This window comes from Candidatus Cryosericum odellii (assembly GCF_003570935.1).
Taxonomy (GTDB): domain Bacteria; phylum Caldisericota; class Caldisericia; order Cryosericales; family Cryosericaceae; genus Cryosericum; species Cryosericum odellii.
Map to the genome: position 1 here is coordinate 1 of NZ_QXIU01000091.1, position 14,629 is coordinate 14,629.

Below are 14,629 nucleotides of genomic sequence, written 5' to 3' on the forward strand. Positions count from 1 at the left end.
GTGCTGGACCGAGACCTCGCCGAGGAACAGACCGAAGCCGTGTTCGTCAAGATGGTGGACAACCTGCCGAAACTTGCACGTGGCAGAGCACCCCTCGTGCAGTGGCTCTTCCGTGTCGCCAACAACGAGGCCATGTCATGGTTCCGCCATCGCCGCAGTGCAGAGAGGTATCTCGCGACCGCCCGCATTGGTGATGATGACGCCGACCCCGACTACGACGACATGGTCGCGGAGGCTCAGGGTCATGCCGGCGAATTGCGTGCCGCCGCTGAGCAGCTGGCACCCTTCGACCGGCAGTGTGTCATGCTGCGCTACGGTGAGGGATTGACGCCGCGGGAGATCGCACCGATGCTCGGTTGCAACGCAAAGCAGGTCAGCAACGCTCTTCAGCACGCCTTCAGCGTGTTGCGTGTCGGCATTTCAGCAAATCCGGAGCTATCGCGTTATATTAATGAAGAGGAGGTGAGAGAATGACTCAGGAAGAACTGGAACATCTGCTCGAGAACGTGGACTGGGAGCCGAAGGTCGACCCGTTGTGGGCTGAGACCAGTCGGCAGCGTCTCGTTGCATATGCCGACCGGATGGCGGTTCACCGCCGCCACGTGCGGCATTGGCGCCTGACGTTAGGGTCTGCTCTCGCCATTCTCCTGGTCGTGCTGTGGTGGACCCAGACGGCACCCCTGCGCACGGCTATTCATGCTACTGGACAGCTACCCGACAGCGTCCGTCTGCTGCAGGAGACGCAAAAAGGAATATCCAGCTCTGATCTGGCGGAGTCATCGCTGCGCCAGACGTGGAACAACCTGATTGCGCTGGTTACCCCTGGAGCACGTTTGGCGGTGGTCACCGATGCAAGGCGGGATTCTGCAACAGGCCTGGTCCGCGCGACAGTGCGCGGTACGGATGGGTACATTCTTGTTGACCCTCATTCGAAGTCCCTGGTAGGAGTCGTTGGGATGAAGGTCCCGAGCGACACACATACACAGGCACCATCCATCCCTCTCTTTGTCCGGCTGGAACTGGCACGACAAATTGCCATGGCCGATCCTGTAGTGCAAGAGAGCGGCCGTCAGGCTGTAGCGGTCTCTTCCCTGACTGTGTATCATCTCCAGTCCACAAATCGTGCGTCTTCTTCCTCACAGCAGGTTGCTTCGTCAGGAACGCTCGTTGCCGTACGCTTGCAGCAAGTTAAAGAAACCGATCCTGATCTGACAGCAATCGTGAATACCGCCCTGGGACGCGTTGTCCAGATCGTCGATACAACGCAGCTAAAAGGACTTGTGATCAGCGACTTTGCTGGAGCATATGCTGTCGTAGAGAAGCAGGGCAGCTAGCCCGGCTGGAGTCATTGACCACTGATAAACGGACCGTCAGATTCCTGCCAAGTTGTGCTATAAGAGGCACCTGAAGAGGAACTTGAAGTGATCAGATAGCCGATGACGGACCAGATCTTGGTCTGCTCTGTGCCAAGGAGTTGCCGCAGTCTGAAGACAACGACGTTTTCTTGCTGCGAAAACGTAACCAGAAACAAACGATCTCCATTCTTTGGGTCCTTCCCCTCATCCTGGATGGACTGAACGTGCGTGATGTTTAAGTTTTGAGTGTGTAGATCAAGGGAACCCTCTCCCGAAGCATCCGTTGCAACAAAAGAAGTCAGGGTCTTCCGTGGATCCAGAAGGTCAGAGCGTTTGCCGCTGTCTGCCAGCTTCTGGGCTTGTTGCAGTTCCTCGTGGGAATATGAAATGTGTACCCAGGGATCAGGCGTGACGTACGGCTTTGGCGTGTACCATGGTCGCCAGACGAGAAGCGCAACGCCGAGCACGGCAATTACTGGAATGATGATGAAAAAGAACTTCTTTGTCTTCCTGCTTATATGTATATGTCTCTGTACTGGTTCCATAGCTCACCTCCGCTAGTGTAACATTAATCTGATGATCTCACAGACATGTTGGGTGTCAGGAGGGAAAGAGGATTAACTGGCGTACCGTTGTTGCGCACTTCAAAATGCAAATGGGGCCCAGTGCTGAAGCCCGTGGAACCTGACAGTCCGATGACTTCTCCTTTGCTGACCGATTGTCCGGTGTCCACGCCAATGTGGCTCAGGTGGCCGTAGATGGTGGACAGGTGTGTCCCGTGACGGATCACGATGCAGTTGCCGTATCCCAGTTTGTTGCCACGCCAGACGACAACACCACGCGTGACTGCCATAACCGGCGTCCCTGCTGCCGCAACCAAGTCGACGCCGTGATGCTCGAGCTCCTGGCCAATAACAGGATGTTCGCGCATGCCAAACGGCGACGTGACGACAAGCGTGCCAAGGAGCGGAGGAACAAACTGCTGTGGCGTTGGCAGCAGCAAGACCTGCCACTCCCGTGCCTGGGTTGTGGCACGACGCAGGAACTCATTCTCCAAGGTCAGTTCGTGTTCCATGGCAGCAGGGTCCTGAGCTGATATCGCTCCCCACGTTGCCTGTTCGGCGTCCCGTGCCCGAATGGAGGCGATCGGATGCTGAATACTAAACGGCGTGTTGAGCGTCGGAGGCGTGACATCTCCGCGTGCAGCAGCCTGTGACCGGTACCACATCAGTGATCCGATGGCAAGGATCAGGACAAGGACAACAGTCAGGCATCCTTTTCTGCGCCGATGCGTCCGCGGTGGAGATTTGTGCTGTGTCTGGTGAGGGTCTGGAACATAGAATCCAGATGAACCGTAGTATGTATCCGCCTTTCCTGATTGTTTCTGATTCATGTCTGTTTCACGCCCTTTCGAAAGAGTGGCTACGAGTAGTTTATTACACCATACTGACAATAATTACATCCTTCTGCACGCACATTCCTCATCTCCTCATTCACATAACGCAATAGGTCTGATTTTGCTGACGATACCATTTCCCCTTCTACTAATAACACAGATCTCGCCAAAAGTAAGAAAGACTTTTTGCAACGTGACTGAAAAAGAACATGGGGACAGGCGCAGGACAAACGATGATGGTAGAGTATTAGCATTTGCCATCATACACATGCGCCCAAAGTGGGATAAAAAGCTGACTTTGACGGCTTCGGGTTTCATGGGCAGCAAGGGGGTCACGGGTGTCATCATCGTCTGCATCTGGGTGCTGACAGGAATGGTGTAGCGGGTGAGCTCAACACAGAAGGGCCCGTGGATTTGCGTCCACGGGCCCTTCTGCTTGACACGAACGGTCCTGAAGATGTGTAGACCTGACCTCCGTAATCTCTTAGGCACACAATAGACGGATTCCTGGTTTCCGTTTTCTGTTAGTCCATTGGAATACCAGGCACAAGCACTCCTACGTGGACTCTGAGGTGCTTGTGCACTGCAGATGTACCTCTAGTGGTTTTGCAGAGACAGGGTTTCGGTGCCACCCTTCCATGTGATGGTGAGAGAATAGCCGTAGTCACGTTCAGCATCAGAGAGGCCTTCCGAAGATCCTGTATACCCACTCACCCACGGATGAAATGGTCCGAGGACACTACTTGCCTGTTCCGTGCTATGCAGTCCGATGAGTTGATACTGCGCTTCCGTGACGTCGCCCGACGTGCCGGTCCACCATATCTTGAGCTGGCGACGTGAACTCATGTGAGAATCCTCGCCCAACTTCTTCACCTGCACGACACACTGTGCTTTCCAGTGTGGCGAGGAACCGATGAACGTCGTGTTTTTCACGTTGAACCACGTGCACCCCGAGGTGAGACAGCAGCATGCCACCAGCACCAAGACTGCCAGACGAGACCACAAACGAACACATTTCTTCATGGCTTCAAGACCTCCTTTGGAAAGAACAGAGCGGCCCAAAGCAACGATCCAGGAAGACAGTCTCCGAGATGTTGCTCGGCAAGCCCACTATGCAGACGGCATCCCATAGATATAGTCTAGGTAGACAGTCCAAGGAGTTCCTGTTCCACGCTTCATCGTAACAGTCCATCTCGGCGCCATCAAACTAGGAGATTGGGAAAGGTAGTACCAGCACGTTCGATTCGCGATTAGCGAATACATTTGGCTACGCAGAGGATACTGATACCCTTGGGATTGAATGTATGGCGTGAGACTTGTGCTAATGCGTGCGCTTGGGGTGGGACTGCTATACGTCCATCCCTGACATGTCAGGCTGAGAACGGCATTCGTAGCAACAACTGTTGCATCTAAATATACGATCTCTCCTGATGTCGATACCGGCCTATAAAACACCATGTACGGTGTAGAGTATGTGCTCTTGTCATAACTCATCTGGAGATAAAGCTGGATGGTACCACTTGTAAACCATGCCGTCCACGAATCGGTGTATCCTCCACTGACCATCACTGCTCCTAGTTGTTCGGGGGTCATGGAGGAGTACTTCGACGCTGTTGCAGCGTCTACAGGACGGGTACGGAAGGTTATCGTTGTTTCGCTTGTGTCTGTGACCCTATCGCAGGTTTCTCCTCCAGAGAGTTGTGCCGTATGGACATCGTGGCCGGTTACCACGGTTTTCGTCGTCAGGAGTTCACATATTCCGTTTTCGATTCTGGCGAATGCTGCATTAGGAGCAGTAATAACAGCATCCGTACCTTGTTCCGAGTTAGTGGAAGAATCAGCGGCCCTCACTCCCGTTGCTGTCGACAGACAGATGATCATAATCAATGCAATACAGATATAGTGCATGGTTGCTGTGAATCTGTGTGATGTCATATCTTTGCCTCCTTTGGCATTGTGCATCTTTACAATGCGTCGCTATCTTTGCACCTGTTCAACGTACTTGTGTCTTCCCTTGTTCTTTATTGCAGTCCGTCTTGCCTCTTCATGCACTCATGACCTGTGCCTCCTTTCCATTCCCTTTCATATCCATAACGCAATAGGTCTGATTTTGCTGACGCATTTCGCGCATGCTGTTCTGCCAGAGTTCGAAGGCGCAGTCACTTCTTCTCTTCTTGGATTGCTTGCAGGAAGGTTGTCTCCAGGGTGTCCCGGTCCGGCGTGATGGATTCAATGCTGACTCCTGCCTGTACCAGATCACGAAGGGCAGCAGGAACAGGGACAGCGGTACCAACCATTCCTCCTTGCACCCCGTCTTTCTGGGAAAGGGTTGCCTGATGCTGAGCAGCCCACTGCTGAACCAGCGACCAGTCCTTGGTATCACTGACTTGTAGACTGAACCCACGGTAGGGAACAGGATCATTCTTGCTCATCTGCCGAAGGACATGGCCTTGCTTGACAATGGCCACGCGGTCACAGACCTGTTCTACCTCATTGAGGAGATGACTTGCCAGGAAGATGGCAACCCCTTGATCCGCCAGGTGCCGGATATAACTGCGCAGTTCTGCGACACCCTGAGGGTCCAGTCCATTGGTAGGTTCATCCAGCAGGAGGAGCCGTGGTTTTTCCATGATGGCCTGGGCAAGTCCCAAGCGTTGGCGCATCCCCAGGGAGTATCTCCCTGCCGGGGTTTTGTTCCCCGGATCCAGTCCCATGAGTTCCATGGTGGCATCAACCTCCGGAAGGCCGATGACCCCACGGATGGAGGCAAGCAGTTGCAGGTTGCGTCTGCCGGTCAGTTCGGGGATAAAGGAGGGATACTCCACAAGGACCCCGATCCCCGTTGGCAGCTGAGCATTCCTGACCGTCAGGTCTGTCCCAAGGACCTTCACCTTTCCCTTCGTGGGATGTGCCAGACCGCACATGATACGGAGCAAGGTTGTCTTCCCTGCTCCGTTGGGACCAATGAATCCAAAGACTTCCCCTGCATCCAGGGTCATGCTGACATCATGCAGGACTTCATGTACTGTCTTGCGGGACCGATACTGCTTGCAGATTCCTGTTAACTCACACACATGTTCCATGACATATCTCCTTTCAGGATTGTGTTTCTGACAGACAACTCACAGATCGTCATGCTGGATCAGGGCATTGCCTATCAGCCAGAAGAGAACGCTTAAGACCAGGTAATACAGGATAGAGGTAGGAAGGGTGTAGACAGGCGTACCATTGATCAGAAAAGACGTTGATGCCTGGTTGACGAAGAGATACGAGAGGCGTGTTTGCATCATCCAGGAATGGAGAGGGATCCAAAGGTGGGATTGAGAAACATTGACATAGAATTCGATAAGTCCCATGCCCAGCATGATAAGGGCGGGGACTGCTGGTTTGTGCACACGCAGAGAAATGACCAGCGCGACTACAGCGTAGGTCCCGAATGACAGGGTAGAATATAGCAGCATGTGGAGCAGGAACAGAAGCGGTGTTGATTCAGGAATGGCCATGATATCGGCGTTAACCGTTCCAAAGAGTGCCAGTACCTTCCGTGCCAATTCAGGATGCAGTTGAAAGGAACTGAAGTGCCATGCAAAGGGATAGAAGAAGCTTGCAACAAGGAGCGAGATGAGGGAAAACACTGTCATATACACAAAGGCACCAATGAACATGGACAGGACTTTTGCGGTCCACCAAATAGCCCGGGACTGAACGCGAGGGAGGGTAGCAGGCATGGTATTGGAGGAACGGTCCCGAAGGTACGATTCACCGACGATAAAGACGAGGAGAGGAGCAAATATCGCAAAGAGAAATATCCAAGTCTGTGTTGACCGCATCACGACATCCCACGCGTTGTAAGTCAGGTGGTATTGTGTCAGAAGGCCACTGTATCCGAAAGTCCGCAGATCGTCCGCGACATACCACGAGAAAAGCGCTGTCAGGATCGGGACAGCCCACCACCGCTTGGTGAAGAACATCTGGAAGCATTCGTACCGGAGAGCCCGAAGCAGTCTCATGCATCCTCCTGCCGCAGATAGACAAGAGCGGTGAAGACAACATTAAGAAGCAGGAGGATCCCCCAGCAGGCAAATGATGACTGAAGAAACGGAGGATACGCCACAGGTTTCCGCAAAAGGGAGGGATCCCACCAGAGAAATCGTACTTTGAAACCAGGGTTCAGGAAAGCCAGCGCATTTTCGTTAAAGATGTTATCCAGAAAGAACCACAGTCCGATAGGAGTGATGATGGATACCCAGGCATTTCCACCCAGTGCTGCAACAAGGAGTGACACTGTCGCAATCGCCGCTGTTGTCAGGAGTTGCAGAAGAGCGAGCAGGAACACATACTGGCCGGGAACACGGTGAAAGAAAAGATCTTCTGATGATCCAACTCTGCCACCGGCTCCTTCAAACGATTGAACGGTTGGATAACGGGCCAGGGCTGAACTGGCGATCCACGTCACCCCCTGGACAAGAACGATGAGGAGCATGGAGCACAGGATCATAGCGGCTGCTTTGGCCAGCAGATACTGCCATTTGCGGAATCCCCGAGTCAGAATATATTGTGCTATCTTGGTCTTGCGATCTATCGCAAAGGATGCCCCAACAGCAAGACCACAGGCCACGGGAAAGATGTAAGAAATATTATCGAAAACCCTAACGAAGAGGCCATATCGGGATCCGCCAACGGTAGAAATGAAAGATTCATTAGCAGTAATCTGAAGCTGAGCCATATTTGCTTTGGGAATAATCTGGGCAAGCACGATGATTATGGCTACTACACAGAGGATCCAGAATTCCCACGTTGCCAAAATCGATTTGACCTGTTCACGAATGAGTTTGTTCATAACCCCTCTTTTGCAGTATCAGAACTAACAATGTTCCCCTGGAGCTGTACAGCTCCAGGGGAAACCTGACTCTTTGTCAGTTAGTACCAACCGATCTGGATTGTGCCAGTTGCATGAACTAAACCCACGTAAGGTGAACTCATCCTGACCTTCACGTATTGCGTTGAGGACGTGGTATTCGTCCACAAAGTCAATGTCTGGCCTTCGCTGGTAAACTCTATCTTACTGCCAAACGCATATTGATCGCTGGCGCGGATGACCGTCATATACACGTTGTGACCGCCGGAGTTCTGCAGATATCCAACGACGTATTTACCTGCCTCGACCGTGTATGTTTCGGGGGTATCGGTATAACCGGCACGCGGAATATTGATGTCGAAATCGTGGTATATTCTGCTCTGCGGCAGGATCACGCTTGCATCTACATCCGCCACATTTACCTGTCCGGCATCCGTGGCTGCGGGCATTTCATCGGCGCGAACAAAAACCGGCTGACTTGCACCAAGGAGTGCAAGCAAAACAACAAGGACCAAAATGCTCTTGAGATGTTTCATCTACTACTCCTTTCTGCCTTTCTGGCAGTGATGTCTTTCTCCCATTGCTGGGTCGCATGCTTCGATAAACCAGAGCATTTCAGCTCTTCCCTATCCTTCTGCATGCATTTGCCTCACCTCCTCATAGAGGTAACGCGATGGGGCGAAATTTGCTGAAGGGGTTGATAGATGTTTTCCATTTCACAGATCGTCATGCTGCACCAGGGCATTGCCTATCAGCCAGAAGAGAACGCTCAGGACCAGGTAGTAGAGGATAGAGGTGGAAAGGGTATAGGCAGGCGTACCATTGATCAGAAAAGACGTTGATGCCTGGTTGACGAAGAGATACGAGAGGCGTGTTTGCATCACCCAGGAATGCAGGGGAGACCAGAGGCTTGATTTGCCAGCATAGAATTCAAGGAGCCCCATGCCGAACATGAGGAGGACCGGTAACCCAGGCTTGTGCACGCGCAGAGACAGAACCAGTGCGACCAATGCATACGTTCCAAACGACAGGGTAGAATACAGCCACAGGTGAAGCAGAAACAGGAGGGGAGTTTTTTCGGGGATCGTCAAGATAACGTTGTCTCCCCCAAATGCTGCCAGCGCCTTTCGCACCAGTTCAGGATGCAGCTGAAAGGAACTGAAGTGCCATGCAAAGGGATAGAAGAAGCTTGCAACAAGGAGCGAGATGAGGGAAAACACCGCCATATACACAAAAGCACCAATAAACATGGACAGAACTTTGGCTGTCCACCAGACGGTCCGGGACTGGACACGGGGGAAGGTGGCAGGCATAGTATTGGAGGAACGATCCCGCAAATAGGATTCGCCAACGATGAACACAAGGAGAGGGGCAACCAGCACGAAAAGATACAGCCACACCTGCGTTGATCGCGCAACGACGTCCCACGCATTGAGAGCCAGATGATATTTCGCTAAGGGGCCATCAAATACGCCCAAGTCTTCACGTGCCTCTATCACTGATAGCAGAACTGCTATCACCGGGACTCCCCACCACCGCTTGGTGAAGAACATCTGAAAGCACTCATACCGGAGGGCCCGCAACAGTCTCATGCCTCCTCCTGACGCAGATAGACGAAAGCAGCCAGAGCAACATTGAAAAAGAGGATAAGGGCCCAATAGACAAACGATGACTGGAGAAGGGGTGGACACATCACAGGCTTCTGAAAAAGGGAAGGATCCCACCAAAGCTTGGTTGCCCTGAACCCGGGGTACAGGAATACCAAGGCATTCCCATTGAAGGCATACTCAGCCAGCAGCCATGTCGCAGGAGTAGAAAGAACAGCGACCCAGCTGCTTCCTCCAAGCGCTGCTGCAAGCAACGGTATGGTTGCAACTGTCCCTGCTGTCATCAACTGCAGCAGAGCGATCATGAATGTGTACTGCCCAGGAGCCTGGTGAAAAAAGAGATCATCGACTGATCCAGCCCTGCCGCCAGCCGTCTCAAACGATTGAACGGTTGGATAACGGGCCAGGGCTGAACTGGCGATCCACGTCACCCCTTGGACAAGAACAATGAGGAGTATGGAGCACAGAATCATGGCAGCTCCCTTGGCCAGCAGGTACCGCCATTTGCGGAATCCCCGGGTCAGGATATATTGTGCCACCTTGGTCTTGCGGTCTATTGCGAACGATGCTCCGACGGCAAGACTGCAGGCTAGGGGAAAGATGAAGTCCATCCCCTCAAAAGCTCTGACAAAGAGAGCGTACCGGGATCCTCCGGTGACAAGAATCCCAGGCCCCGGATCATTTGGGTTTGGAACATATGAATAACTGTAACCAGCAAATCGAATAACAGAAACGACCAGAATGACCGCCACTACTGCGCAAGCGCTCCAGAAGCCCCACAGCGAAAGAATTGACCTTACCTGTTCGCGAATGAGTCTGTTCATAATATCTCCCACAAGTAACAATCTTCCCCTGGGGCTATGCCCCAGGGGAGAAGGTGAGCGTCAGAGAGCTTAGAACCAACCAAAAATCAGGTTTCCGGTTGCATGAACGCGCACCAGAGCGGACGCGCCGAATCTGACTTTCACGTACTTCGTTGTGCCGGTCGTATTCGTCCACAAAGTCTGTGTTGTGCCTTCTACGGTGAATGTCACTTCATTGCTAAGTGGTTGCAACGTAGACGAATCAACTACTGTCATGTAGACGTAGTGTCCACCGGAGTTGCCCAAGTAGCCCTGGACGTACTTTCCAGCGGTCATGGTATACGAATCCGCCGTGTACACGTAGGAGCTTATTGGAATCGTTACGTCAAAAGGGTACGTCAGGACGGATTTCGGGGAGACTGTCGTGACGCCCGCATTCGTGTCGATCACGCTGCCCGGCGCAGCATCCGATACCACGGGCATTTCAGCGGCGCGAACGAACGCCGGCTGACTTGCACCAAGGAGTGCAAGCAAAACAACAAGAACCAAAATGTTCCTGAGATGTTTCATTGACTACTCCTTTCTGCCTTTTCGGCAGTCATGTCTTTCTCCTCTTGCGAGGAGCTATACGGTTCCAACAAATCAGCCTTCTTTTACTCCTTTCCACTCATTTGCCTCACCTCCTATCCCTATAACGCGATGGAGTAAAATTTGCTGAAAAGAGGAAAAGAAACCTTATACATTTCCATACCGGATCATAGTGAGCGGTACAAAAATGCCCCGTCCGCGCCACTGAGGCGCGGACGGGGCATGACGTTTATCTGATGAAGGAGAAAGAGACTTGGTCAGTTCGCCGGGATATCGGTCATGACCTTGAGAGACCTCCTATTCATACCGCAGAGCGTCAACTGGTTTCAGTCGGGCTGCTCTGCGGGCAGGGTAGACGCCGAAGAAGATCCCCACCGCAATAGAGAATCCAAACGCAAGAAGGACTGAAGAGCTGGTGATCGCCGTCTTTGTAAATCTGGCAACAACGAACTTCGAGGCAAGGATGCTGATGATGATCCCCAAGAGACCCCCCGTCACACTCAGCAGAGACGACTCGATGAGGAATTGACCGAGGATGTCCCGCTCCTTCGCACCCAGCGCCTTGCGGATGCCGATCTCACGCGTGCGCTCGGTCACAGAAACCAGCATGATGTTCATGATGCCGATGCCGCCGACCAGCAGTGAGAGCCCGCCGATGGCTGCAAGAAGTGTCGTGAGTGTCGACATGGAGGATGTTACCATCGCGGTCATGGCAGCCATATCCTGGACTGTGAAGTCTTCTTTCTTGTGCTTCTGTATCATGAGCCGGGTGATCTGGTTCTTGACCTCCGTCGTCTGAGTGGGATCGACGCATTTGATCTGAATGTCCTGAACAACGTTGTCCATCATGCCGAAGAGCTCCGGCCCGATTGGGAAGGACAGAGCGACCGCGCTGTCCATGGGTATTCCCGCGGTTGTACCCTGGGGGACAGTGACGCCAACGACCTTGCAACGTACATCACCGATCCGGAATTTCTTTCCCACGGCTGGTCCACCCGGGAATAACGTCGATGCCACTTTTGTTCCGATGACGACGTTGCGCGTTCTGGCATCGACGTCGATGTCGGCGAGCCCGCGGCCTTGAGCAATCGTTATGCCGTTGATCTTGAAATATGCCGGCAAAACAAAGACCTCGGTAGCCGACATGGTCTTGGAACCATTTTTAAGCTGGAAACCATTTGAATCCCTTGGCGACAGGAGGACAGGATAGGTGAGCTTTGCCTTGAGATACTTGAGGTCATCCATCGTGATCATCTGCAGTTCTTCGTCATTGGACATCTGGGGCCCTCCGGCCATCAGGTCGAGATTCCCTGCGCCGGCGCCCTGCATGCTGCCCAGGATGCTCTGCTTTGCTCCGTTGCCGACCCCCATGAGCATGACAACAGCAGCGATACCGATGATGATTCCCAGCATGGTAAGAAACGAGCGCATCTTTGCTGCCCGTATGGCCCGTACCGCATTCCGGAAACTATCTTGGACGCTCATGTCAGTTCCTTTCATCGGCCATGATGTGGCCGTCCTGGATACGGATGACACGTTCGGCCTGAGCTCCGATGGTATCGTCGTGTGTGACGTAGATAATCGTCTTTCCGTCGGCATGCAGCTCCTTCATGATGTCCAGGATCTCGCGGGCACCCTGAGAATTAAGATTGCCTGTCGGCTCGTCGGCAAGGATGATCGGAGGATCCATCATGAGAGCCCTCGCAATAGCTACGCGCTGCTGTTCTCCGCCTGACATTTCAACAGAGCGATTATTCATACGATCCTTGAGTCCAACACGTTCCAGCAGTTCAAGGGTACGAGTTTTTTCTTCTCTTCCGTTCATTGCATGTGCAGAGTAAGTACAGGGAAGAAGAACGTTCTCGAGAGCGCTCAGCTGTGGCAGTAGATTGTAAGACTGGAAGACAAATCCTATATCCTCATTGCGAATATCCGCCAGTCTGTTCGATCGAAGTCTGGAAACGTCCTGACCCTTGAGAAGATAGGTGCCAGAGGTCGGGGTATCCAGAAATCCGAGAATATGCATCATGGTCGATTTCCCAGAGCCGGAAGGTCCCATGATAGCGACAAATTCATGTTCACTGATCTCAAAGGAGACACCGGCAAGAGCCTCGATCGTAACAGCGCCAATAGAATACACTTTACGAATCTCACTGAATTCAATCAGATTCATGGATTATCCTAGTAGACCGACGCTACCAGCATTTTTCGACTGCTGCGGCAATACCGAAGAGACTCCTGCATTGCGCAGGATTCGGTCTCCAGCTTTGAGACCCGAGATGATCTGGATGTAATCATCGCTTGCAATCCCTACTTTTACCTCTTTCCTCGTTGTCTGCATGGTCGGCTGCTTTTTATCGGCACCTGCCGTCGAGGACACGACCATGACATAGTACTTGCCATTGTCCGAGATGACCGATTCGACGGGAACGGCAAGGACGTTTTTCGCAACAGACAGAATAATGGAAGCATCGCACTTCATGCCTGTCATCAGCGACGACGGAGGGTCGGTCAGCTGGATCCTGGCCGTATAGGGGAGGTTGGCACCCTGAGAATTCTGGGAGCTGGACGTGGATGCGTAGCCGACAGAGATGATCTTTCCGTGGAATGCCTTGTCGCCGTACGGGTCGATCGTCACGCTGGCGTCCTGCCCGGCCTTGAGTTTGATGACATTCATTTCATCAACGCTGACGTTGGCGTCCCACGTTGTCCAGTCAGTCAGTTTTGCGATAGTGGCACCGCTGGCAACGGTACCGCCCGCTGCAACGCTCATGGTGGTAATAACGCCGCTCATGGGGGCGGTGATGACGTAGTTCCCGGCCTTCTTTTTCTCAGCATTGAGAGCGTACAGCGCCTCCTCTTTCTGCTCATCATTCGACTGGACCTGAAAATTGTACTTCCGGACAGTCTCTGGAAATGCTGCCAGGTTCGCCTTTGCAGCCGCGAGCGATTCATTTGCCTGTTCCACGCTGGCCTTGAGCGGTTCAAGGTCATTCGCACTGGTGCTGACAGTTACCTGGCCTGCGGCCAGGTTTCTCTTGGCTGCTGTCACTGCCCGTTCAGCCTGGGTCACCTCAAGCTGGGCAGCCTTCAGGTTGTTCTGTGCAACCGAGGTGTCAGCACTAGCACTTGCACTAGCACTTTCCAGCGAAAGCCGTGCACTATTGACCGCGACCAGGTCTGCAGTAGTATCTTTCCCGGCTTGCGCATCTGCCACAAGTTGATCCTCGGCCGTTTTCAAGCTAAGTTGAGCCTGCTGAACAGCAACACCAGACTGCGACGCCGACGATGCCGTGCTGGAGTCCTGAAGGTACTTCAGATTGTCCTGAGCGGTAACAAGACTTTCCTCTGCCTGGGTCACCGCATCCTGAAGAGAATCCATGGTGGTATCGCTTGCATCTTTCGCCACAGCATTCTTCAAATTGATCTCGGCCGATAGCTGCTGAGCCCGTGCCTGATCGACCGCGTTTTCCAGTTGAGTCTTGGTCTGCGCAAGATTGGTCAGATCAGCAGTCCCAGCGCTGATGATGACGGAGCGGTAGTGGAACTCTGCCTGTCTGAGAGCATCCTGATGGTCTGTGTCATCGATGCGTGCAATGATTTCCCCGGCAGTGACCCTGTCTCCCACCTTTTTGTAGACGGTGGCGATCTTGCCAGCCGCCGGAGCAGTCACCGTCGTGCTGTGAGCAGGAGCAACAGTGCCGGAGACCGTTGTACTGACTGTGACATCCTGTGTCCTGACATCATAGGTCATATTCTCCCCTGTACCGCCTGTGATTCCTGCAGAGGAACGCCGTCTGCTGCTCAGAAGCTTTGGAATGACAATGATAGCTACTACCGCAATCACTACTAGTATCACTACCGGCATAAGAATACGTCGAGTCTTTTTGCTCATGATTCCTCCCGTTGATCAACATACTCAATACTTTTCCACACTCATTTGCCCTATCTCCTCATTCATACAACGCAATGGGTTAGATTTTGCTGACCGTTGTGTGGCACACAGGGAGTGGGTCTTCTCG

The 14,629-nt window shown here is 52.9% G+C and carries 16 protein-coding genes; 3 read left to right on the top strand and 13 right to left on the bottom strand.

What is annotated here, in order from left to right:
• Together SMC5_RS03525 and SMC5_RS03530 are read left to right on the top strand one after the other, a co-directional pair.
• Positions 1–474: RNA polymerase sigma factor (locus SMC5_RS03525; RefSeq protein ID WP_165848954.1), on the top strand; the 474-nt coding region annotated here is incomplete at its 5' end.
• On the top strand, positions 471–1,334 hold the full coding sequence (locus tag SMC5_RS03530) for a hypothetical protein (RefSeq protein ID WP_119119614.1): 864 nt from the start codon (positions 471–473) through the stop codon (positions 1,332–1,334). The genes SMC5_RS03525 and SMC5_RS03530, both read left to right, overlap by 4 nt.
• Before the next feature lie 11 nt (positions 1,335–1,345).
• On the opposite strand, the gene SMC5_RS03535 is transcribed toward SMC5_RS03530, so the two are convergent.
• The 3 genes from SMC5_RS03535 to SMC5_RS03545 all read right to left on the bottom strand — a co-directional run bounded on the left by SMC5_RS03535 (position 1,346) and on the right by SMC5_RS03545 (position 3,774).
• Positions 1,346–1,900, bottom strand: a complete 555-nt coding sequence (locus SMC5_RS03535; protein WP_119119615.1) for a hypothetical protein — start codon at positions 1,898–1,900, stop codon at positions 1,346–1,348.
• Between the two features lie 23 nt (positions 1,901–1,923).
• Positions 1,924–2,748: a M23 family metallopeptidase gene (locus SMC5_RS03540; protein WP_119119616.1), complete on the bottom strand. Its 825-nt coding sequence runs from the start codon at positions 2,746–2,748 to the stop codon at positions 1,924–1,926.
• Between the two features lie 600 nt (positions 2,749–3,348).
• A complete protein-coding gene (locus SMC5_RS03545) occupies positions 3,349–3,774 on the bottom strand; it encodes a hypothetical protein (protein ID WP_119119617.1) in 426 nt (141 codons plus the stop codon).
• A 487-nt stretch (positions 3,775–4,261) separates the two neighbouring features.
• Here SMC5_RS03545 and SMC5_RS10420 point away from each other — a divergent pair, with 487 nt between their 5' ends.
• Positions 4,262–4,654, top strand: coding sequence for a hypothetical protein (locus SMC5_RS10420; RefSeq protein ID WP_126854927.1), 393 nt, complete (start codon positions 4,262–4,264; stop codon positions 4,652–4,654).
• 256 nt (positions 4,655–4,910) lie between these two features.
• On the opposite strand, the gene SMC5_RS03550 is transcribed toward SMC5_RS10420, so the two are convergent.
• The 10 genes from SMC5_RS03550 to SMC5_RS03595 form a co-directional block, all read right to left on the bottom strand.
• Positions 4,911–5,834 (bottom strand): ABC transporter ATP-binding protein, encoded by a 924-nt coding sequence (locus tag SMC5_RS03550; RefSeq protein ID WP_119119618.1) that lies wholly within the window; start codon positions 5,832–5,834, stop codon positions 4,911–4,913.
• Between the two features lie 39 nt (positions 5,835–5,873).
• Positions 5,874–6,761, bottom strand: coding sequence for a hypothetical protein (locus SMC5_RS03555; RefSeq protein WP_119119619.1), 888 nt, complete (start codon positions 6,759–6,761; stop codon positions 5,874–5,876).
• Positions 6,758–7,591 (bottom strand): hypothetical protein, encoded by an 834-nt coding sequence (locus SMC5_RS03560; protein ID WP_119119620.1) that lies wholly within the window; start codon positions 7,589–7,591, stop codon positions 6,758–6,760. The genes SMC5_RS03555 and SMC5_RS03560 overlap by 4 nt, the downstream gene beginning before the upstream one ends.
• A gap of 80 nt (positions 7,592–7,671) precedes the next feature.
• Complete coding sequence (locus SMC5_RS03565; protein WP_119119621.1) at positions 7,672–8,145, bottom strand: hypothetical protein; 474 nt, start codon at positions 8,143–8,145, stop codon at positions 7,672–7,674.
• Positions 8,146–8,325: 180 nt separating this feature from the next.
• Positions 8,326–9,201 carry a hypothetical protein gene (locus tag SMC5_RS03570; RefSeq protein ID WP_119119622.1) on the bottom strand — a complete coding sequence of 292 codons (876 nt, stop codon included), beginning with the start codon at positions 9,199–9,201 and terminating at the stop codon, positions 8,326–8,328.
• Positions 9,198–10,040, bottom strand: coding sequence for a hypothetical protein (locus tag SMC5_RS03575; RefSeq protein WP_119119623.1), 843 nt, complete (start codon positions 10,038–10,040; stop codon positions 9,198–9,200). Before SMC5_RS03575 ends, SMC5_RS03570 begins: the two co-directional genes overlap by 4 nt.
• Positions 10,041–10,109: 69 nt before the next feature.
• Positions 10,110–10,589 carry a hypothetical protein gene (locus tag SMC5_RS03580; RefSeq protein WP_119119624.1) on the bottom strand — a complete coding sequence of 160 codons (480 nt, stop codon included), beginning with the start codon at positions 10,587–10,589 and terminating at the stop codon, positions 10,110–10,112.
• A gap of 315 nt (positions 10,590–10,904) precedes the next feature.
• Positions 10,905–12,092, bottom strand: a complete 1,188-nt coding sequence (locus SMC5_RS03585; protein ID WP_165846215.1) for an ABC transporter permease — start codon at positions 12,090–12,092, stop codon at positions 10,905–10,907.
• A 1-nt stretch (position 12,093) separates the two neighbouring features.
• Positions 12,094–12,774, bottom strand: coding sequence for an ABC transporter ATP-binding protein (locus tag SMC5_RS03590; protein ID WP_119119641.1), 681 nt, complete (start codon positions 12,772–12,774; stop codon positions 12,094–12,096).
• A gap of 9 nt (positions 12,775–12,783) precedes the next feature.
• Positions 12,784–14,502 carry an efflux RND transporter periplasmic adaptor subunit gene (locus tag SMC5_RS03595; protein ID WP_119119626.1) on the bottom strand — a complete coding sequence of 573 codons (1,719 nt, stop codon included), beginning with the start codon at positions 14,500–14,502 and terminating at the stop codon, positions 12,784–12,786.
• Positions 14,503–14,629 lie beyond the last annotated feature (127 nt).